Annotated in this window: 21 protein-coding genes; all 21 read right to left on the reverse strand. The window is 47.4% G+C overall.

Going from position 1 to position 20,523, the window contains the following annotated elements:
* Positions 1–55: 55 nt before the first annotated feature.
* The 21 genes from mnmE to FSB75_RS11785 all read right to left on the reverse strand — a co-directional run bounded on the left by mnmE (position 56) and on the right by FSB75_RS11785 (position 20,492).
* Positions 56–1,441, reverse strand: a complete 1,386-nt coding sequence (mnmE, locus tag FSB75_RS11680) for a tRNA uridine-5-carboxymethylaminomethyl(34) synthesis GTPase MnmE (protein ID WP_146787433.1) — start codon at positions 1,439–1,441, stop codon at positions 56–58.
* Between the two features lie 139 nt (positions 1,442–1,580).
* Positions 1,581–2,414, reverse strand: a complete 834-nt coding sequence (locus FSB75_RS21825; RefSeq protein ID WP_172623127.1) for an energy transducer TonB — start codon at positions 2,412–2,414, stop codon at positions 1,581–1,583.
* A 51-nt stretch (positions 2,415–2,465) separates the two neighbouring features.
* Positions 2,466–3,068 (reverse strand): ExbD/TolR family protein, encoded by a 603-nt coding sequence (locus tag FSB75_RS11695; RefSeq protein WP_146787439.1) that lies wholly within the window; start codon positions 3,066–3,068, stop codon positions 2,466–2,468.
* Positions 3,069–3,086: 18 nt separating this feature from the next.
* Complete coding sequence (locus FSB75_RS11700) at positions 3,087–3,749, reverse strand: ExbD/TolR family protein (protein ID WP_146787442.1); 663 nt, start codon at positions 3,747–3,749, stop codon at positions 3,087–3,089.
* Positions 3,750–3,811: 62 nt separating this feature from the next.
* Entirely contained in the window at positions 3,812–4,681 is an 870-nt protein-coding gene (locus FSB75_RS11705; RefSeq protein WP_146787445.1) for a MotA/TolQ/ExbB proton channel family protein, read from the reverse strand.
* A gap of 183 nt (positions 4,682–4,864) precedes the next feature.
* Positions 4,865–6,133 (reverse strand): ABC transporter permease, encoded by a 1,269-nt coding sequence (locus FSB75_RS11710; RefSeq protein WP_146787448.1) that lies wholly within the window; start codon positions 6,131–6,133, stop codon positions 4,865–4,867.
* A 122-nt stretch (positions 6,134–6,255) separates the two neighbouring features.
* On the reverse strand, positions 6,256–7,623 hold the full coding sequence (locus tag FSB75_RS11715) for an NADH-quinone oxidoreductase subunit N (protein WP_146787451.1): 1,368 nt from the start codon (positions 7,621–7,623) through the stop codon (positions 6,256–6,258).
* A 1-nt stretch (position 7,624) separates the two neighbouring features.
* Entirely contained in the window at positions 7,625–9,109 is a 1,485-nt protein-coding gene (locus FSB75_RS11720) for a complex I subunit 4 family protein (RefSeq protein WP_146787454.1), read from the reverse strand.
* Positions 9,110–9,176: 67 nt separating this feature from the next.
* On the reverse strand, positions 9,177–11,093 hold the full coding sequence (nuoL, locus tag FSB75_RS11725) for an NADH-quinone oxidoreductase subunit L (protein WP_146787457.1): 1,917 nt from the start codon (positions 11,091–11,093) through the stop codon (positions 9,177–9,179).
* Between the two features lie 67 nt (positions 11,094–11,160).
* Positions 11,161–11,490, reverse strand: coding sequence for an NADH-quinone oxidoreductase subunit NuoK (gene nuoK / locus FSB75_RS11730; protein WP_146787460.1), 330 nt, complete (start codon positions 11,488–11,490; stop codon positions 11,161–11,163).
* A 14-nt stretch (positions 11,491–11,504) separates the two neighbouring features.
* A complete protein-coding gene (locus FSB75_RS11735; RefSeq protein ID WP_146787463.1) occupies positions 11,505–12,077 on the reverse strand; it encodes an NADH-quinone oxidoreductase subunit J family protein in 573 nt (190 codons plus the stop codon).
* A 15-nt stretch (positions 12,078–12,092) separates the two neighbouring features.
* Positions 12,093–12,641 carry an NADH-quinone oxidoreductase subunit NuoI gene (gene nuoI, locus FSB75_RS11740; protein ID WP_146787466.1) on the reverse strand — a complete coding sequence of 183 codons (549 nt, stop codon included), beginning with the start codon at positions 12,639–12,641 and terminating at the stop codon, positions 12,093–12,095.
* 71 nt (positions 12,642–12,712) lie between these two features.
* On the reverse strand, positions 12,713–13,756 hold the full coding sequence (gene nuoH, locus FSB75_RS11745) for an NADH-quinone oxidoreductase subunit NuoH (protein WP_172623128.1): 1,044 nt from the start codon (positions 13,754–13,756) through the stop codon (positions 12,713–12,715).
* A 186-nt stretch (positions 13,757–13,942) separates the two neighbouring features.
* Complete coding sequence (locus FSB75_RS11750; RefSeq protein ID WP_146787469.1) at positions 13,943–15,112, reverse strand: 2Fe-2S iron-sulfur cluster-binding protein; 1,170 nt, start codon at positions 15,110–15,112, stop codon at positions 13,943–13,945.
* A 7-nt stretch (positions 15,113–15,119) separates the two neighbouring features.
* Positions 15,120–16,472, reverse strand: a complete 1,353-nt coding sequence (gene nuoF / locus FSB75_RS11755) for an NADH-quinone oxidoreductase subunit NuoF (RefSeq protein WP_146787472.1) — start codon at positions 16,470–16,472, stop codon at positions 15,120–15,122.
* 70 nt (positions 16,473–16,542) lie between these two features.
* The gene (locus FSB75_RS11760; protein ID WP_146787475.1) at positions 16,543–16,956 is read right to left on the reverse strand and encodes a VOC family protein; all 414 of its coding nucleotides are present in this window, start codon (positions 16,954–16,956) and stop codon (positions 16,543–16,545) included.
* A gap of 26 nt (positions 16,957–16,982) precedes the next feature.
* The gene (locus tag FSB75_RS11765) at positions 16,983–17,420 is read right to left on the reverse strand and encodes a nuclear transport factor 2 family protein (RefSeq protein ID WP_172623129.1); all 438 of its coding nucleotides are present in this window, start codon (positions 17,418–17,420) and stop codon (positions 16,983–16,985) included.
* Positions 17,420–17,917 carry an NADH-quinone oxidoreductase subunit NuoE family protein gene (locus FSB75_RS11770; RefSeq protein WP_146787481.1) on the reverse strand — a complete coding sequence of 166 codons (498 nt, stop codon included), beginning with the start codon at positions 17,915–17,917 and terminating at the stop codon, positions 17,420–17,422. Before FSB75_RS11770 ends, FSB75_RS11765 begins: the two co-directional genes overlap by 1 nt.
* Positions 17,918–17,993: 76 nt before the next feature.
* Positions 17,994–19,223: an NADH-quinone oxidoreductase subunit D gene (locus tag FSB75_RS11775; RefSeq protein ID WP_146787484.1), complete on the reverse strand. Its 1,230-nt coding sequence runs from the start codon at positions 19,221–19,223 to the stop codon at positions 17,994–17,996.
* A gap of 70 nt (positions 19,224–19,293) precedes the next feature.
* Entirely contained in the window at positions 19,294–19,872 is a 579-nt protein-coding gene (locus FSB75_RS11780) for an NADH-quinone oxidoreductase subunit C (protein WP_146787487.1), read from the reverse strand.
* 35 nt (positions 19,873–19,907) lie between these two features.
* Positions 19,908–20,492, reverse strand: coding sequence for an NADH-quinone oxidoreductase subunit B (locus FSB75_RS11785; protein WP_146787490.1), 585 nt, complete (start codon positions 20,490–20,492; stop codon positions 19,908–19,910).
* Between the last annotated feature and the right edge of the window lie 31 nt (positions 20,493–20,523).

Raw genomic sequence — 20,523 nt, forward strand, 5'->3', positions numbered from 1 at the left:
AAAGTCTTGCCTTACTCTTTCGATCTTGTCAATTTGAAATAGCAAAAAAACCCGTTTACTTTCCGATACAGAATTTGCTGAATACATAGTCCAGCAAGTCATCGTTGCTGACTTCACCGGTGATTGTACCCAAATAATGAAGACAGCGGCGGATATCTAGAGACAGTAAATCTCCGGGAATTTTGTTGGTCATTCCTTCTTCTATGTCCCTCAATGATTTGTTCACTTCCTGCAAGGAATGATAATGCCGGGCATTGGTAACCACAACATCTTCTCCTTGCACTTTATCCCGTAACACAGCGTCCACCATTCTTTCTTTCAAGACCTCGGTGTGCAAACCCGATATGGCCGAAATAAATATAACGTTGGCAACACCTGAAAATTTTCGTCGTGCTTCTCCTTCGTCTAACGAATCAACTTTGTTGGCAACCAAGAGATGATTGATCTGCTGTCGCTGTAAATCATCAATTGTTTTCACCAATTCTTCAACCGGCGTTTCGTTCACATCAAACAAGTACAACACCACATCGGCTTGCTGCATTTTCTGGCGGCTTCTTTCAATGCCAACCGATTCAATTGCGTCAGCAGAATGGGAACGTATGCCAGCCGTATCAATCAACCGAAACAAAATGCCGTCAATGTTTATTATCTCTTCGATGGTGTCTCTCGTGGTGCCGGGAATGTCGCTGACAATGGCCCTGTCTTCGTTTAGCAAGGTGTTTAACAATGTGGACTTGCCGGCATTGGGCTTGCCAACAATAGCTATGCTCACGCCGTTTTTAATGACATTGCCCAATTGAAAAGAACGCAGCAATTTTTCTGTCTGGATCTTCGCGTTTTCAATTAACTGTTTTAACTGTGCCCGGTCGGCAAATTCAACATCTTCCTGCGAAAAGTCGAGTTCAAGTTCGATGAGGGCTGAGAACTTGATAAGTTGTTCGCGCAAGTCTTTTAGCGAATGCGAAAAACGGCCGCGCATGTTGTTGAGTGCCGTTTTACGCGAAGCTTCTGTATTGCTTACAATGAGGTCAGCAACGGCTTCGGCCTGGGCCAAATCGAGTTTGCCGGCTAAAAAAGCCCTTTGTGTAAATTCTCCCGGCTTTGCCATTCGTGCGCCTTTTTGTACGCAGGCATCAATTACTTGCCGAAGAATAAAAGGCGACCCGTGGCAACTGATTTCAGCAATGTCTTCACCTGTGTACGATCGGGGTGCCTTGTAAAGCGAAACCACAACTTCGTCTAATACGTTGCCCATGCTTTTTAAATATCCCACGTGCAAAGTGTGTGACGCCTGTTTGGTTAAATCCTTTGAAGGAAAAAGAGAAGCTACCACGTTGATGGCTTCTTTTCCGCTCAAACGAACAATGCCCAGCGCCCCAATTCCCGGAGGCGTTGCCAAGGCAACAATCGTATCATCCCAGCCCGATAACCGTAAACTCATTTGCCAAAAATAAGACGGAAGAAAAGCAGAGACCGAAATCTATTCTCTCTTATGCACTTGCATTAGAGACAACGAGAAAATAAAAAACCTCTGCCGTTTGACAGAGGTTTCAAATTTGTTGATCGAAATCTTTGTTGCTCTATTGCTCCTGGATCTGGAAAGTAATGGGCTGCGTGTGATACGAACGAACTTTTTTACCGTTCTGCTCGCCTGGCGACCATTTGGGTCCTTTCTTTACCACTTCTACCGCCCCGGTAGCCAATCCATACCCTGGATCGTTTAGCGCTCTTACGTCGGCAATACTTCCGTCCTTTTCAACAAGGAAGCGGATGTTCACTGTATAATTACCGGGTGCCATGCCTTGCTGCACCGCATCTTCAATGTAACGCTGCAACTGGTTCTCCAGGTGGCGGCGCCATTGGGCCGGGTTAACGCTGGCTTCAATTTCTACCTTTTCAAAAACCTTGTTTTCGTCTTCCGGTGGAGGTGGGGTTACCACACCCTTGCCCGCGTCAACAGGCGGTGGCGGCGGCGGACCTGATACTTTTACACCTTCCTGATTTGCGTTACTTACTTGCACCTGATCCAGTTTTTCTTGCGGCGGCGGTGGTTCCACCGGCTTTTCTACGGGCTTGATGTTTTCAATAAATTTCGCCGTTTCAATCTTCGGAGGAGGCGGTGTTTTTGGCGGCGGTGGCGGCGGTGGCGGCGGTGGCGGCGGTGGTTCATCCTTGATGTCTTTCAAGGTAATCTCTGTTTGTTCCAGGTCAGCCGAACTTTTCTTCGAAGCAAAAAGCTTCGACAGAACGACTGAGTAAAGGAATATGCCAACCAGTATCACCACCACGATGCTAAGTGCCATAACGATGCGCTTGTTGTACGTCTTGCGCAACTCGTACGCCCCGTAGTCCTTGTTCCGGCCTTCAAAGACCAGATCAAGAATGTCTGACTGCAGTATTTTGTTTGCTTCCATGTTGTTGTTTGTTATTAGATGCTTCTGCTAAAGCATTCCATAAATCAGAGGCTATTTACCCCCATTCCGTTGGGACGCCAGGTTCAGTACCGTACTTTCAGGATCGGAGATGTCAATGATAGCGTAACGCGAAATGTTGTTGATCGTCATTTCATCCAGAATGTCTACTGTGCGGCCGTAGTTAGCCTCTTTGCTGGGCTTGATAATGACGGTAAACGCCCGGTCTTTCGAGTCATCCTTAATGGCCGGATTGGGCGTCCAGGCAGCAATCACCTGAGCCTTCTTTTTTTGAAGCACTTTACGAATGCCCTGTTCCGAATTTGGATCATAAGAGCTCGTCATAAAGTTTGATCCATCGGGTTTTAACTCCCCTTCATAGTAATAAATCTGGTCACCCTTTCCAAGCAAGATGGTGAGCAGACCCGATTTTTCCACTTCCATTTGCTGGGTTTTATCCTCCTCTTTTTTGGGCATGTTCAGCTTTGTCGTGTTGGGTGTGCTCATCGTTGTTGTGTAAATAAAGAACGTGATGAGCAGAAACCCCAAATCAACCATCGGCGTCATGTCCACCCGTGTTGAAAGCTTTTTAGACTTCTTCACCCCCGGGCCTTTCTTGTGGCCACTATCCCCGGCGGCTACATCCATTTGTGCCATGGTAACTTTTTTTTGTTGTTAAGATCGTTTCTTTTCAAGTATGTCGTAGTACTCGGTTCCCGACGGTACGCCCCGCGGATCTGTAATCAGTTGAAAGCGAAAAACCTGGTTCTGGCGAAACGCATCAATGACGCCTTTGAAGGCTGGATAAACTGCGTGGTTATCGCCTTTGATCATGTAGTTCACTTTAATGTTCTGGTCCGAGTGCTGACGAAACACGTCGTTTGCACTGGCTACCCATTGAGAAAGTTCGTTGTTTGTCGAATCAACCGGTATGCCCGTTTCCGGAACCTTTTGTCCTTCCAACGAAGCCTTCAGTTGGGAAAAGGGAACGCCTACAATCGGAACTTTTTTGAAAGCCGCTTTATCGGCCGGTGTTAATCCCAGGTTTTTTGCCGCATTAATTGAAGAGATCAGTTCATCGTAAAAGCCGTTGTTTTGATCGGGTTTCAAAAGGGTCATCGTAAAGAACACCCGGCCCGAAGAATCGAACGTCACCTGCAAGGCATCTTGCTCCTTCAACTTATCAGCCGATACGGATTTGGGTGTAACAACGGAAACTTTTTCCGGTGGTTTAAATTTTGTTGCCAGCATAAAAAACGACAGAATCAGGAACGCAACGTCCACAAAGGGCGTCATGTCGAAGTCTGTGCTTTTGCGCGGTATTTTGACACTTGGCATGTTTGAAAAAAATTTGATAATGAGAGTGAATTGTCTTCCTTATTCCATAAACCCTTGCGCTCTTATTTGTACAAAGAGGCAAAAGATTGTGTTAAGGTGAAGCCTGATTCATCAATGCCGTAAGTAATGCTGTCAATCTTTGTGGTGAATACGTTGTACATGATGAGCGCCAAAGCCGATGTGCCGATACCGAGGGCCGTGTTGTACAAGGCTTCGGAGATACCAACCGCCAGGGCACTTGCGTCGCCACCACCGGATGCTTCACCAAGAGCAGAGAATGATTTAATCATACCGATTACCGTACCCAAAAGGGCGATCAATGTACCAACCGATGTAATGGTAGAAAGGAATACCAGGTTTTTAGAAAGCATTGGAAGCTCCAGGGCTGTCGCTTCTTCCACTTCTTTTTGAATGGCCAACACTTTCTGATCAGTATCCAAACCTTGTTCGGTAATCATTTCTTTGTAACGGCGCAAACCGGCTTTCATCACGTTAGCCACGGAACCGCGTTGCTTGTCGCATTCGCTCAACGCAGCGTCCACGTTGCGGTTGGCCAAATGGTATTGCACCTTGCGAATAAAATCGGCGATAGAGCCGTTGCCCAGCGCTTTGCTGATGGTTAAAAAACGCTCAATAGAAAAAGTTATCACCATCAGGAACATGCCAATCAGCAGCGGTACGATGATACCGCCTTCGTAAATGCGGTTAAAGGCGCCTTTGGGATTTCTATGCGTTGGCCAGAACCAACCGTCGTGACCGGGTGTATTAAAACCGTTGGGGTTGCCCATTAAAAAACGCCAGATGCAATAACCGGCGATGACACAAAACACGGGTGCAACCCACGAAATTGAATTGCTCGTTTTTTTTGCCTGTACGGATGTTGCCGCTTTCACTGTTGAAGTTGCACTTGCAGTCGGTCTAGACTCTGCCATGATTGTTGATTTTAAAAGTTGAAGTTGAAAATTGATTTGGGTTTCAGTCGCAATTCTACTGAAAAAATGAATTGATTGTTGACGTACTGATTTTTTTTTACTGACAGGAACGAAAACTGAATTTAAATCCGGCTAAAGTTAAGAAGATAGTTGGCATTCGGGCTTTCCACCTAAATAAATTTCTTATTCGTAACGCAAGGCTTCAACAGGGTTTAAACGCCCCGCTTTTAACGCTGGATAAAGGCCTGCGGCCAAGCCCACAACCGTACAAATAACAACGCCGTATACGATCCAGTTCCAGGGAACAACAAAGGCTGTTTGCAACACTATACCAAACAAATTGCCCAACACAATTCCCAATGCAATGCCAACGACGGCCCCGGCCAAACTTAGCAAAACCGCCTCGGTTAAAAACTGGGTGTGGATGGATGAACGCTTTCCGCCGATGGCTTTTATCAGTCCCACTTCTTTGGTGCGTTCCGTAACCGCTACAAGCATGATGTTCATGAGCCCGATGGCAGCGCCAATTAAGGTGATGAGACCAATGATGGTAACGGCAGCCGTTATGTAACCCAAACTCTTCATGGCTTTCTCCGCGACGCTGTTGCTGCGTTCCAAAACAAAATTGCTCTCTTCCGTTACGGAAAGCTTTCGAACGTTTCGGAACGTTCCCTCCGCTTCGCCCATAGCTTGTTCTACCCGGTTGATGCCGCTTGTTTTTACACCAATGGCAAACGAGTTCGCAGCAAAGTATTGAGCCAGGTTTTTATAACCCACAATTGCCACATTGTCGCGGCTAAAGCCAAACGTGGATCCGCGGCTTTTCAATACTCCGATTATCTTGTACAGGCCGTTATTAATGCGCACCTCCTTGCCCGTTGCAATGGAAACATCATCGCCAAATAATTTTTTGGCAACGTCATATCCCAAGAGGCAAACAGCCGCTGTGGAAACAACATCGGCTCTGGATAAATTTCGACCCCCTTGTATGCTGAAGCCGTTTAAGTCAAGATAATTTTCATCACCGCCAATTAAGGCAACAGTTGGGTTCGTTTTTCGTGAAGCGGTAGAGACGTTAGCATTGTTGCCCGCAAAATTCATCAAGCTTATCTGCGAAGGATAACGGTAAAGCATCGCAAAGCTTTCGGCTTCTTCCAAAGTAATGGGCCGGTTAAGGTTTGACTTCTTTTGTTGTTTTTCACTCTTGCGTTTTACGTTTAGTTCGCGGTTGTTGCTCACGCGAAAGCCGCGGTCTTTAAACCGGATGGTAAAACCATTAGCGCCCATGTTGGAAAAGCTCTCGGTAAGCTTTTGGTTCATTGCGCCAATGGCCGTGATGATACCTACCAATGCTGTTATACCGAGGGCGATAATGGCAACGGTAATGCCGCTTCGTAAACGATTGCTGCGAACGGTGTGAAAGGAAAGAGATAGAAGATCGGCGAACTTCATTTATGAAACCGAAGATAGTCGGGAGAAGCGATTAGTCAGTAGCCGTCCAATATAATCGTTCAAACTAAAACCTCTCTGGATTTCAGAGAGGTTTCTATCGAAATAACGATTTGTTACCCGCCTTAAAAGTACAACCAGTAAAGAAGCAGATTGGGATATACCCCAAGAATAACCGTTATGGCCGCCACGGCCACAAGCGTAACTTTAAAGCCCATAGAAACAGAAGGCAGCGTAGCCGTTCCATCCTTAAAGTACATGGCCTGAATGAGCCGGAAATAATAGTAAACAGAAATAGCCGCCATCAGTACGGCAAAGACGGCTAGCCACACGTTGCCCACCGATACGGTTGCGCTCAACATGTAAAACTTTGAAAGGAAACCAGCCGTTAACGGAATACCCGCTAATGAAAGTAAAAAGATGACCAGGGTTGCGGCCACAAGCGGCTGTTGTTTGGCAAAGCCGTTGAAGCCGTCAAAGGTGTAATCTTTCATTTTAGCCAGCACCGCAAAAATGCCGATAGTCGCTAACGAATAAGCCGCGCCGTAAAGCAACAAACCTTCCTTTGCTTCGGCAGTAAGGGTATAAACGGCTAGCATCATAAAGCCCGCCTGCGAAATGGACGAATAAGCCAACATGCGCTTGACGCTTTGTTGAAAAACGGCCGTAATGTTGCCAATAAATAAAGTGGCCGCAACGACAATGGCAACGATCAATTTCCATTCGCCGCCGATAGTGCGGAAGGCATCGGAAAACAAACGCATGAAAGCGATAAAGCCCGCAGCCTTTACCACCGTTGCCATGAAAGACGTGATCACCGTTGGCGCACCGTCATAAACATCCGGGGTCCAAAAATGAAAAGGCGCCGCCGATACTTTAAACGAAAGCGCAAAAAGCAAAAACAACAAGCCCGTTACAAACAAGACCGGCACTTTGCCTTCGGGCAGAATGATGTTCACGGTACTGAAGGTTCCCGCCGCTCCGTAAATCAACGCAATGCCCATCAGCATCAGTCCCGTTGAAAAAGAACCCATCAAAAAATATTTCAGCGAAGCCTCGTTGCTTTTGAGGCTTCGCTTGTCGCTTCCCGTCAAAATATACAGTGGAATGGACATGATTTCGATGCCCAAAAAAAGCATGAGCAGCGATTGGAAAGAAGCCGAAATGATCACGCCGCTCAATACAAAAAAGATAAGCGCAAAATAATCGGAATAATTTAGGCCAATCTTCTCCATATCTCTTGCCGACAAAAGAAAAAACACCAGCGTTGACACCGTTGCAATCAAGGTAAAGAGAAGTGCAAAATGATCAAACGATAACATGCCCCCCGTGTTGATGTGGAAGAAGGCGATGCCGCGCAATTCAAATACAGCACTGACGATGACAAGCGAAAGAAGCGCCAATGCCAGCGATCGCACCGCGCTGTTCTTCAGGCCAAAGCCACTGAACATCATGATCACACCTGAAACCGCCGAAAAAATTATTGCGTTCATATTATCTGGAAAGAGTTTGAGACAATGCCTTGGTTGACGTGTTGATAATTGATTCTGCAAAGCCGTTGGTGATGTTCAGCAAAGGTTGCGGATAAACGCCGAAGGCAAACACCAGAACAACCAGAATGCTCAACGCCAGCTTTTCGGACAAGCGAATATCCACCGCATTCGCAGTGCGTTCGTTCACCTCGCCAAAGAAAACTTTTTGAATCATGGTGAGCATGTACACCGCAGCCAGAATAATGCTCAATAAAGCAAACACGGTGAACACAACGTTGTACTTCGTAAGCGTTGTACCAAAGATGCCGCTGAACATCATGAACTCACCCACAAAAGCATTGGTCAGCGGAAGCGAAATATTGGCCAGTGCCATCACCACCAACAAAATGGCGAGCGAAGGCGCCTTGGCCGCAAGGCCACCAAGCTCCGAAAGTTTGCGTGTACCAAATTGGCGCTCGATTAATTCCACAACGATCCACAAGCCAATGATATTGATGCCGTGGTTAAACATCTGCATCATCACACCCTGCAAAGCAATGTGTGTTTCAGAAAAAATAGCCAGCGCCATAATGCCGATGTGCGCAATGGAAGAGTAAGCGATCAGGCGTTTTAAATCGTTTTGCTGAATGGCAAGTATGGAGGCATAAACAACACCGATAACGGCCAGGGTTGAAACCACATCGCCCCAGCTCCAAGCCGCATTCGGCACCACCGGCATTACCCAGCGAATCATGCCGTACACGCCCATTTTCACCATCAAACCACTTAACACCATGGTTACCGCTGTTGGCGATTGCTCGTAAGTATCGGGCTGCCAGGTGTGAAAGGGAAAGATGGGCATCTTCACCGCAAAGGCGCCGAAGAGCAGCCAAAACACCAGCGATTGGTTCCAGCCTTTTATTTCTGCAAGACGATAAAACGATTCAATGGAAAAAGAACGGTCGGGTGTAAGAAAATAGAGATACAAAAGCCCAATGAGCATGAGCACCGAGCCGGTAAATGTGTAAATGAAAAACTTGAACGTTGCCTGTACTCTTCTTTCACCGCCCCAACCCGAACACAAAAAGTAAACAGGTATCAAAGCCAACTCCCAAAAGAAATAAAAGGCCAGTGCGTCCATTGACGTGAACACGCCAATCAAACCGGCTTGCGTGAGCAACATCAAACCAAAAAAGTTATAGGGCTTGCGGTAAGTCGAGTTCCAGGTGGAGAGGAAAATGACAGGATAAGCAACGGCCGTGAGCAGGCAAAGAATCTTTCCCAGGCCATCCAGCTTTAGCGCAAAATTTGAATTGAGCGTTCCCAGCCACGGCGTAGAATATTGTAAAGAAGTTTCAGCGGTTGATGAAACATTGCCTACGATTGCAAGCGCAAGCGCCACAAAAGAAACCAACAAAGCCCAACCGCGAATAGCCTTGTCTTCTCTAAGAAAAAAAGAAACAAGCCCGCCGATTAATGGAACCAAAAAAAGTAACAGTACAATCATATTAAGTCAAAATGCAAAAATCAAAACGCAAAAACTAGCCTCGTTTTGACTTTTTACTTTTTAATTTTTATTTCCGCAGAAAGAACTGCACAATAAACAACAACACCATGCTAATCACCATCAGCAGCACGTAAGCGCCTACCTGTCCGCTTTGCAGCCAGCGCAGTTGCCGGCTTCCGTAATTAACAAGCCTTCCTACACCGTTTACCATGGCGTCAATGGTGCCGCGTTCGATAAACGTGTTTACTGCTTTGCCCAAGCTGTTCAATGGCTTTACAACGATGGCGTCGTAGAGTTCATCCACGTACCATTTGTTTTCCAGCGTGCGGGCAAGCGGCGTTTCCTTTTCTTCCTTATATCTTCTGTAACGACTCCAGGCAATCACGATGGCGATCACTGCAACCGCAGTCGTTAATCCCATCAACATCCATTCGGTAGAATGCGAAACAGCTGCGCCTTCGTTAACCGGAATCACAGGGCTTAAAAAGGCCGTCAGTTTTTCGCCGCCGCGCATGAACACTCCCGGAACGTTTACAAAGCCGCCCACAATGGAAAGCACCGCAAGAACGATGAGCGGGATCGTCATGGCCGCGGGGCTTTCGTGAATGTGATGCCGTTGTTCTTCCGTACCTCTAAAGGTTCCGCTAAAGGTGATGAACAGCAAGCGGAACATATAAAATGCGGTAAGGCCTGCGGTAAGCAAACCAATCACCCACAAAATTTTGTTGTGCTCAAAAGCACTTAGCAAAATGGCGTCTTTTGAAAAGAAACCGCTCAGCGGCGCAATGCCCGCAATGGCCAAACAGCCAATTAAAAACGTTGTGTAAGTAACGGGCAAGGCTTTGCGCAGGCCGCCCATGGCGCGAATGTCCTGATTGCCGCTGACGGCATGAATCACAGAGCCAGAGCCAAGAAACAAAAGGGCTTTAAAGAAGGCATGCGTCATGACGTGAAATACCGCGGCTATGTAAGCGCCGGTTCCCAGTGCCAGAAACATATACCCGAGTTGACTGACCGTTGAATAAGCCAACACTTTTTTAATGTCGTTTTGACGAAGTGCTATCGTTGCTGCAAGCAAGGCCGTAGCCGCGCCAATAATGGCCACAACGTTCAGCGTAATTGGCGCTAATGAATAGAGTGCGTTGCTGCGGGCTATCATGTAAATGCCGGCAGTCACCATCGTTGCCGCGTGGATTAACGCAGACACCGGCGTAGGACCGGCCATGGCATCGGGCAACCAGGTGTACAAAGGAATTTGCGTACTCTTGCCCGTTGCACCCAAAAACAACAACAGTGTAATGCCGATTAAATCTTTTGTAGAAAAGCTTGAAAGATGCAAAAAGACGTCGGTGAAATTGGTGGTGTGCACTTTTGAAATGATCCAGAAGATAGCGAGCAGAAACCCAAAGTCGCCGATGCGGTTCATCACAAAAGCCTTCTTGGCAGCCTTTGTATAATCAATGTTTTTAAACCAGTAACCAATCAACAAATAAGAACAAAGTCCCACGCCTTCCCAACCGATGAACATGATGACGTAATTGGCGCCCATCACCAGCAGCAACATCGAGAACACAAACAAATTCAAATAAGCGAAGTAGCGGCCGAAGTGCTCCCGCTTTTCTTCGTGCATGTAAGCCGTTGAATAAAGATGGATGAGAAAACCAACGCCGGTAATGATTAATAAAAAGAGAGACGAAAGTTGGTCAATCTGAAACGCGAAGGGGACTTTTAAATCACCAACGTTGATAAAATCAAAATAACGAAGAACGGGATTGCCAACGATTCTTGCACTGGAGCTAATGGCTTGTCCGCCGCCGATGGCATCAAGGTTAAAAAAAGCGTAAAGGCTAATGATGAAGGAAGCCAGAACCGTTCCGCTGCCAATCACGCCAATCAATCCTTTGCTAAGTTGCCTGCGCAACAAGCCGTTAATCAAAAAACCCAGAAAAGGCAAAAGCGGTATGAGTAAAATTAAGTTCTTCATATTTGAGCTATCAGCTGTCAGCTATCGGCAATCAGCTGAATGCTGACAGCTGATAGCTGAAGGCTGCTTAATGTTTTAGTCTGTTCAAAAAGTTTACGTCCACCGAATGCGTGTTGCGGTACAGCATCACAATAATGGCCAAACCCACGCTGACTTCCGCCGCGGCTACTACCATGATGAAGAATACGAACAACTGTCCGTCTATGCCCGCCGTTGCGTTCGTTGCCTTGCCGGCCAGGTAATGCATTTTTGAAAATGCCACGAGCAACAGGTTTGTCGCGTTCAGCATCAGTTCGATGCACATGAATATAATGATGGCGTTGCGGCGGGTGAGCACACCCACAATGCCGATGACGAACAAGGCAACGGAAAGGAAGATGTAATATTTTATGTCCATGATTTGCTTTCGGTTTACGAAACGGATTCGGAAACGTTCATTTCGTTTTGAATCGCTTCTACCTTTTTGATTTCTTCGTGTACAGGACTTTTCTCCTCACGCTTGCCGATGATCACCGCTCCCACCATTGCGCTTAAAAAAAGAATGCTTGCGATTTCGAACGGTACCACGTAATGCGTAAACAGTTCCCGCCCGAGGTTTTGAATAAGGCCAATATCACCGCTGCCCAATTCCGTCATGCGTGTTTCGGTGTTGCGCAAAGCCGCTACCAACACCAGCAACAAGCAACCACCCGCAACGGCGCCCGCCAGTTTGAGCCATTTGCTTTTTTGCGGCTCGGTGTCTTTGCTCAAATTCATGAGCATAATAACGAAGAGAAACAAAACCATGATGGCGCCAGCGTAAACAATGATGTTCACAATGGCGAGAAATTGTGCGTTCAGCAAAAGATAATGACCGGAAATGGTGAAGAAGGTGACAATGAGCCAAAGCACACTGTACACCGGATTTTTGCTGGTAATCACCATCAACGCACTAAAGAGTGCCAGTGCGGTGAGTGCCCAAAAAAGAATTTGTGTAATGCCCATGCAGTTGGTTAAATATTATTTCACACCCGTTCCAATTGTGCCCTTGGCTTTCTCGTAGGCCTCGCGGTCGGTTGTTGGATCGGGAATCAGCAAATCTTCTTTTTTATAAATAAAGCCCTTGCGGCCATAGTTAGCCGGCGCAACGGTTTGCGTTAGGTAAATGGCGTCTTTCGGGCAAGCCTCTTCGCACAAGCCACAGAAAATGCAGCGCAACATGTTTATCTCGTATTTGGCCGCATATTTTTCTTCGCGGAACAAGTGTTCTTCACCGGGCTGACGTTCGGCGGCTTCCATTGTAATGGCCTCTGCCGGACAAGCCACGGCACAAAGGCCGCAGGCGGTGCAGCGTTCGCGGCCTTCCTCGTCGCGGTTTAAAATGTGCAGGCCGCGAAACACAGAGGGAAACGGACGCTGCTGTTCCGGGTAACTAATTGTGGGTTTCTTCTTGAACAAGTGCGAGAACGTAATGCCCATGCCTTTAAAGATGGAAGGCAGGTAAAGCTTTTCCATCAGCGTCATCGGCTTGCGTTCGACTTGTTTTTTTCTATTGGTTAACGCTTGCATTAAATTTCTCTTCTCCTTTTTAACGGCCGCAAAATTAGCCGTTTTGCTTCAGGCATTTGCCGGAAAACAGTTTATTTATTTAAGAGCAAAACCACAACGGCTGTGATCAGCATATTTACCAAAGCCAGCGGCAGCAAGCCTTTCCAGCCAAGGTTCATCAACTGATCGTAACGGAACCGCGGGATGGTCCAGCGGATCCACATGAACAGGAAGATGAAGGCGAACGCTTTCGCCATCAGTACGGCAAAGCCAATCAATCCCACCCACCAATGCGCTCCCCACGCTGCTTCGTTCACAAAGGGAATGTCATAACCGCCGAAAAAAAGCGTCGACATCACCACACCGCTGATGAACATGTTGATATATTCAGCAAAAAGGTAAAAGCCCAATTTCATGGACGAATACTCCTGGTGATAACCAAAGTTCAATTCGTTTTCGGCTTCGGGTAAATCGAACGGCGTGCGATTACATTCGGCCAGTGCGCACACAAAAAAGATGAGAAAGCCCAAAGGCTGGTAAATGATATTCCATCCGTGTTGCGTTTGGTGCGTAACGATGGCGCTCATGCGCAGGTCGCCGACAAGCATTAGCACCGCAATTAACGAAAGGCCCATTGCCAATTCGTAAGAGATCATTTGCGATGCCCCACGAACGGCCGCCAGCAGCGAGAACTTGTTGTTGGAAGCCCATCCCCCGATCATGATGCCGTATACCCCCAAACTCACCACGCCAAAAATGTAAAGGATGCCGATGTTCACGTCGGCAATTTGCAAGGGCACCTGCCGTCCGGCCACGTCAATCGTCCAGCCCCAGGGAATTACGGCACTCGTCATCGTTGCGGTAATCATGGCCAGCAACGGTCCCATAATGAACAGTGTTTTGGATGAAGTCAGCGGGATAATTTCCTCCTTCATGAACAGCTTTACGCCATCGGCCAGCGGTTGCAATAACCCAAAAGGACCGGCACGGTTTGGCCCTCTCCTGTCCTGCAAAAAAGCCGCGATTTTCCGTTCCGCATAGGTGCTGTACATCGCCACAATCAAAGCCGTGGTTACAATCACCGCGATGAGAATAAACTTTTCAATAATAATGAACCAATCAATTTGTAATAACATAGTTGAGCTTTCAGCAATCAGATTACGGCTATCAGCCTTTTAACCGTTACTTTTTATTTATGCACTTAACTTTTGCAATTCTCTTCGGCTTTTGTTGCGTCGCACTCTTGTGCGTTTGGCAAGTCTATTCAGCAATATCTCTTCGCACTTCTAAATCATCTCTTCTCATTCGTCTGTTCAGTATTCTTACGGTGTATTCGGATTCGTGCTGTCGGTTCCAGCCATGTTTCTGCCCACGCCTTCCTTTACGTCCGTTGGGTTATGTCCAAACGCATTTGGATTGCCGTTGAACGTAGCGCCGGTGGCCGGCCCGGGTAAATCATTTAGATCTACCATGTTTACGCCACTAACAGTGTGAATGTCCAGCAACAGTCGCGGGGCATGGCCGTTCATCACTTCTTTTAAAAATTCGGTTGGCTTTGCTGCATTCGTGTAATGGCCGGCATTTATAACCGAATGACGATTCAACTGCGTCGGACCTTCGATTACCCAATCACTTACCTTCTTTTTCTCAAAGCGGCATTCGTTGCAAATCCAGTCTTCCACCTCACCCCATTGGTCTTTACGGGCCGTCACACGCAGCACATCATCTCCGCGCAGCCACAGTCGTACGCTGCCTTTGCAATGTGGACAGTCACGGTGCGCATCCATTGGCTTGGTAAACCACACGCGGTTCTTGAAACGAAAGGTTCTATCCGTTAACGCACCCACCGGGCAAACGTCAATCACGTTCCCAATCATTGGACTTTCCAGTGACTGCTGAATATAAGTTGCAATTTGCGCATGGTCGCCTCTGTCTAAAACGCCGTGTTCACGGCTGCCTGCAACTTGGTTAGCCGTGTGCACGCAACGGTAGCAAAGAATGCAGCGGGTCATGTGCAATTGAATGTAGGGGCCAATGTCAATACGCTCAAAGGTTCGGCGTCTGAACTCGGAGCGGGTTCCTTCGGTGCCGTGTTCGTAGCTCAGGTCTTGCAAGTCGCATTCGCCGGCCTGGTCACATACAGGACAATCAAGTGGGTGGTTGATCAGCAGAAATTCCACCACGCCTTTTCTTGCTTCCAGCACCGCCGGGTTAGTGATGTTTTCCACCACCATACCGTCCATCACCGCCGTACGGCAACTTGCCACCAACTTCGGCATCGGCCGTGGATCTGCCGTGGAACCGGCCGTTACTTTTACCAGGCAAGTGCGGCAATAACCGCCGGTGTTTTGCAGCTTACTGTAATAACACATAGTAGGCGGCACAATGTCGCCACCAATTTTACGGGCAGCCATCAGGATGGTCGTTCCCGGCTCCACTTCGGTGGTGATGTTGTCTATCGTTACTTTAAACAGTTTTTTTTCTTCAGCCATTTTGTAATTATGCTACAGATACTTCCAACGGATCAGCATAATGTGCCAATCCAAAATTTCGTTTTTGCGATTCTTCAGGATTCAATACGTGCCACTCAAATTCGTCTCTGAAATGACGAATGGCTGCTGCCACCGGCCAGGCCGCCGCATCACCAAGCGGGCAAATCGTATTGCCTTCAATCTTGCTTTGAATGTCCCACAACAAATCAATATCACTCATCTTGCCTTTGCCGTATTCAATGTTTTGCAGAATCTTTTCCATCCAACCCGTTCCCTCGCGGCAAGGCGAACACTGCCCGCAGCTTTCGTGGCGATAAAAACGTGCAAGTGTGAGAGTGTGGCGAACAACGCACTGGTCTTCGTCCAACACAATAAATCCACCCGAACCCATCATCGTACCGGTTTGAAAGCCGCCATCGGCAAGGCTTTCGTAGGTCATCATGCGCTTCTCTCCCTTTGCCGTTTTCAACAAAAGGTTTGCGGGTACGATGGGCACAGAAGAACCACCCGGGATGCAGGCTTTCAATCGCTTGCCGTTCGGAATGCCGCCGCAATATTCATCGCTGTAAAGAAATTCTTCTACCGAGATGGTCATGTCAATTTCGTACACGCCGGGCTTGTTGATGTTACCGCAGGCAGAAATCAACTTTGTGCCGGTTGATTTGCCGATGCCAATCTTTGCATATTCTTCGCCGCCAATGTTGATGATGGGAACAACGGCTGCAAGTGTCTCTACGTTGTTTACAACTGTTGGACAACCCCACAAACCCTTCACCGCCGGAAACGGCGGTTTGATTCTTGGGTTGCCGCGTTTGCCTTCGAGTGATTCAAGCAAGGCAGTTTCTTCGCCGCAGATATAAGCGCCGGCGCCGCGCTGCACATAAATTTCTAAATCAAAACCGGTTCCTAAAATATTCTTACCCAAAAAGCCTGCATTCCTGGCTTCGGCAATGGCTTGTTCAAGAATATCGGGTATCCAGGCGTACTCGCCGCGGATGTAGATGTAGCAAGTATTTGCGCCCAAAGCATAAGAAGAAATCGCCAGACCTTCAATGAAAAGGTGCGGCAAAAATTCCATCAGGTAACGGTCTTTAAACGTACCGGGCTCCGATTCGTCGGCGTTGCAAACGAGGTAACGCGGAACGCCTTCTGGCTTGGCCAGAAAACTCCACTTCAATCCTGTTGGAAAACCCGCGCCGCCGCGACCACGCAAGCCGCTTTTCTTTACTTCCTCAATAATATCCGCAGGCGCCATCTTGTAGGCTTTTTCCTGTGCGGAATAGCCGCCGTTCTGCCGGTAAACATCGTACTGCCTGATGTTTTCGATGCCTGCTTTTTCTAATAAAAGTTTTCTGCCCATCGATCCAAGTCAAAATTCAAAAGTCAAAATTCAGAAGGTGTTCTTGTTTTGACTTTTTACTTTTTAATTTTTAATTGTTCTTCGGCTTGTCATAGTTGAACATCCAGTTCACGCCATACTTGTCGGTTAACATGCCAAACGTAGCGCCCCAAAAGGTATCCTGCAAAGGCATGCTCACTTTGCCGCCGTCCTGCAGGGCCGTGTAAGCTGCTTTAATGCTGTCTGCATCTTTGAAATTTAAACTCAAGTGTGCCGATGCCGTTCCTTGACCGCCACCGGGACCATCAGACGCCATCATCAATACATTGCCGTCAACATCAAGATGCGAATGCATGACTTTGTCGCCGGCCATTCCCATGCGGTTCTCGCCGGGGGCGTCTTTGTAGCGCATTAAACCGCTAACGTTGCCGCTTAAAATCTTTGCGTAGAAGTTCAAGGCTTCTTCGCAATTGCCGTCGAAAATGAGATAAGGTGTGATTTGCATATTCAATCGTTTTAATGATCAAAACCTTACTGAATGCTTACGGCCTGACGTCCCAACAAACGCCATTTCTTTTTTTCTTTTACCCACACCAGCATCATCGCAAAATTTAACGGCGTAACGGTGCCGTCAACTTTGTTTTCGTTCGCCTTGAAAAGATGACGAACGATGGCAACGTCATCATCGTACTTCAAAACCTGCACGTTGCTTACCGCTGTATCGGTGTATCTTGATTTGTTCTTTGTAATGCCTGCGATGGCCTGCTCTCTTGTTTGCAGGTTGCCGTGTGAATGACCGTAGGTTGCTTTTTTGGCAAACAAATCTTCCAGCGTTAAACTGTCTTTCGAACCAAATACCGTGTGGCTTAAAAGATAAGTGCGTTCAACCAGTTCTTTTTCATCCTTCGATTGTGCAAAGACCGCGATACCGGCAAAGAGAACAAAGGCAAGAAAGATTGTTTTTTTCATTAGTTGTTCGTTGCTGCAGTGTGCCTGCATTCGTCAATAATTTGATCTACTTTTTCTTTGGTCAGGTGCTCTTTGTAAAACTTGCCCATCTGCATCATGGGTGCATAGCCGCAAGCGCCAAGACACTCAACGGTTTTTAAAGTAAACATTCCGTCCGGTGTTGTTTCACCCACTTTGATGTTCAGCTTTTCCTGGATGTAACCGATGATGTTGTCGCTGCCGTTGAGCATGCAGGGACCGGTTTGGCAAACTTCAAAAAGATAGCGGCCAACGGGTTTGAGATTGTACATGCTGTAAAACGTAGCCACTTCGTAAACCTCGATGGGTTTTAATTGAAGCAGGCCGGCAACGTAATCCATTGCCTCCACGCTCAGCCATCCGTTGTTTTCCTCCTGTGCCAAATGCAGCAAAGGAATCAATGCACTCTTGTGCTTTCCCTCGGGATAGCGGGCAATGATTTCTTTGACCTTTTCTAATTTTTGTTCTGAAAAATTCATCTATAACAATTCGACAGTTTGATAATTCAGCTATTCGACAATCGCATTTGCAAATTGCCGAATTGGCTAATTGGCTTTACCCGTCCATCTCACCGGCAATCAAATTCAGCGAAGACATCACAATGATGGCATCGCTCAACATGCTGCCTTTTACCAATTCCTCGTATGCCTGGTAATAAATAAAACACGGTCTCCTGATGTGCATTCTGTACGGGCTGCGGCCGCCGTCGCTGATCAGGTAAAAGCCCAATTCTCCGTTTGCGCCTTCTACTGCGTGATACACTTCGCCGGGCGGCATGTCCACCTCACCCATGATGATTTTGAAGTGGTAAATGAGCGCCTCCATTTTGGTGTACACATCCTTCTTTTCCGGCAAATAATATTCAGGAACGTCGGCATGAAAAACTTCGGCTTCTGCACCTTTAAACTCCTGCACTTTTCGATAAGCCTGTTCAATAATTTTCAGGGATTCCCACATTTCTTCTTCGCGGACCAAAAAACGATCGTAGCAATCGCCGGTAGTGCCGGTAGGAACGTTAAATTCAAAATCCTGATAACTGCAATAAGGCGTATGAACCCTTACATCATAATCTACTCCCGCAGCCCGCAGGTTTGGGCCGGTAAAGCCGTAGTTCAGGGCTCTTTCCGCGCTGATGGGTCCTGCGCCAATGGTGCGTTCCATGAAGATGCGGTTGCGCACAAAAAGGTTTTCAAACTCTTTTAAGGCCTTAGGATATTCAGCCAGAAATTTATCAAGTTTTTCCCAGGCAATGTTGTTGAAGTTCCGTTCGAAACCGCCGATGCGTCCGATGTTGGTTGTAAGGCGGGCACCGCAAACCTGTTCCCAGATTTCATAAATAAGTTCGCGGTATTGCATCAGGTACAAAAAGCCAGTGTAAGCTCCCGCATCCACTCCCACAATCGAATTGCATATCAAGTGGTCGGCAATTCGTGCCAACTCCATGATGATGACGCGGAGGTAATCAACCCGCTTTGGCGTTTGAACGCCCAGTAATTTTTCGCAGGTCAAGTGCCATCCCATGTTGTTGATGGGCGACGAGCAGTAATTCAGCCGGTCAGTCAATGGCGTAATTTGATACAGCGGTCGGCGTTCGGCAATTTTTTCAATGGCCCGGTGCACATACCCAATGGTTTGTTCAGCGGAAACAATTTTTTCGCCGTCCAGTTCCAGGATGTTTTGAAACACACCGTGCGTGGCCGGGTGCGTAGGACCAAGGTTTATTTTGGTGGTTGTTTTTTCGATGCTTCCTTCCGGAAGTGTGATATGTTTTTCTGTCGTAGACATCAATTTTTGTAGTCAGCTTTTGTAAATCTATTGAACACTCGTTGCGTCGCACTCTTGTGCGGCAACAAGTCTATTCGGCTTTTTCAGCAGCCGGTATGGTCATGGGTGAACCATCAGGATGCCTGTTGCCGAAATCAAACGTTCCGCCTCTGCCGAACATCTCGTCATCTTTGTCAATTCTCGTCTGGTCTTCCAGCGGGTATTCTTTCCGCAGCGGGAAGTAATCCATCTCGTCCACGTTCTGAATCCGGATTAAATTCGGGTGTCCAACAAAATTGACACCGTAGAAATCGTAGGCTTCCCTCTCCAGCCAGTTGGCGGCCTCAAAGATTTTTGTTGCGCTAAAAACATCCGGCTTTACAATGGGCACAAACACTTTGAAGCGGATGCGGCAGTTTTCCACCAGGTTGTGCAAGTGGTAAACAACCGCCAGTTCGCGGCCCTGGTACGCCGGATAATGAACGGCCGTCAGGTCGGTCAGAAACTGAAAACCCAATGCGGGTTCGTCAAATAAAAACCGCATCAGTTTCAGGTTAAGTTCGGGCTTGGTTTCAAAGGTAAGCATGCCGTAAGGCTCCTCAAATCCGTAAACGTCTTCGCCAAACGTTGCCTGCAGTTTTTGCTTGATGTATTCGTTGCTTAAAGCCATTTCTGTAATTCGACAATTTGATAATTCGGCAATTGCTATTGTATTCCGTAACTCTCCAACAATTTTTTATAATGATCGCTGTTTCTTCTTCGCAAACTTTCCTTTCCTACAATTTCCTGCACTTTCATAAACCCGTCAAGAATGGCTTCCGGTCTTGGTGGGCAGCCTGGTACGTAAACATCTACGGGTATCACCTGGTCCACGCCCTGCAACACACTGTAGGTATCAAAAATTCCGCCGCTGGATGCACAAGCGCCAATGGCCATCACCCACCGGGGCTCCGCCATTTGCAGATAAACCTGCTTTACAACAGGCGCCATTTTTTTTGAGATAAGCCCGATTATCATCAGCAAATCGCATTGCCGCGGCGAGAAGCCAACCCGCTCGGCCCCAAACCTTGCCAGGTCGTAATGCGAAGCCATCGTTGCCATGAATTCGATGCCGCAACATTTTGTCGCAAAGGGAAGCGGCCAGAGAGAATTCTTTCTTGCCAAGCCTACTACGTCACCCAACTTCGTTGCGAAGAAACCTTCGCCTTGATAGCCATCGGGCATGTCCACGATGCTGATGTCCTTTTCTAAAGGCTTTTCTTTGATATTATATGAAACCGGACGAGCCATAATTCTAAATTTTGAATGTAAAATGCAAAAT

It is taken from the genome of Flavisolibacter ginsenosidimutans, from assembly GCF_007970805.1.
GTDB classification, from domain to species: Bacteria; Bacteroidota; Bacteroidia; order Chitinophagales; family Chitinophagaceae; genus Flavisolibacter; species Flavisolibacter ginsenosidimutans.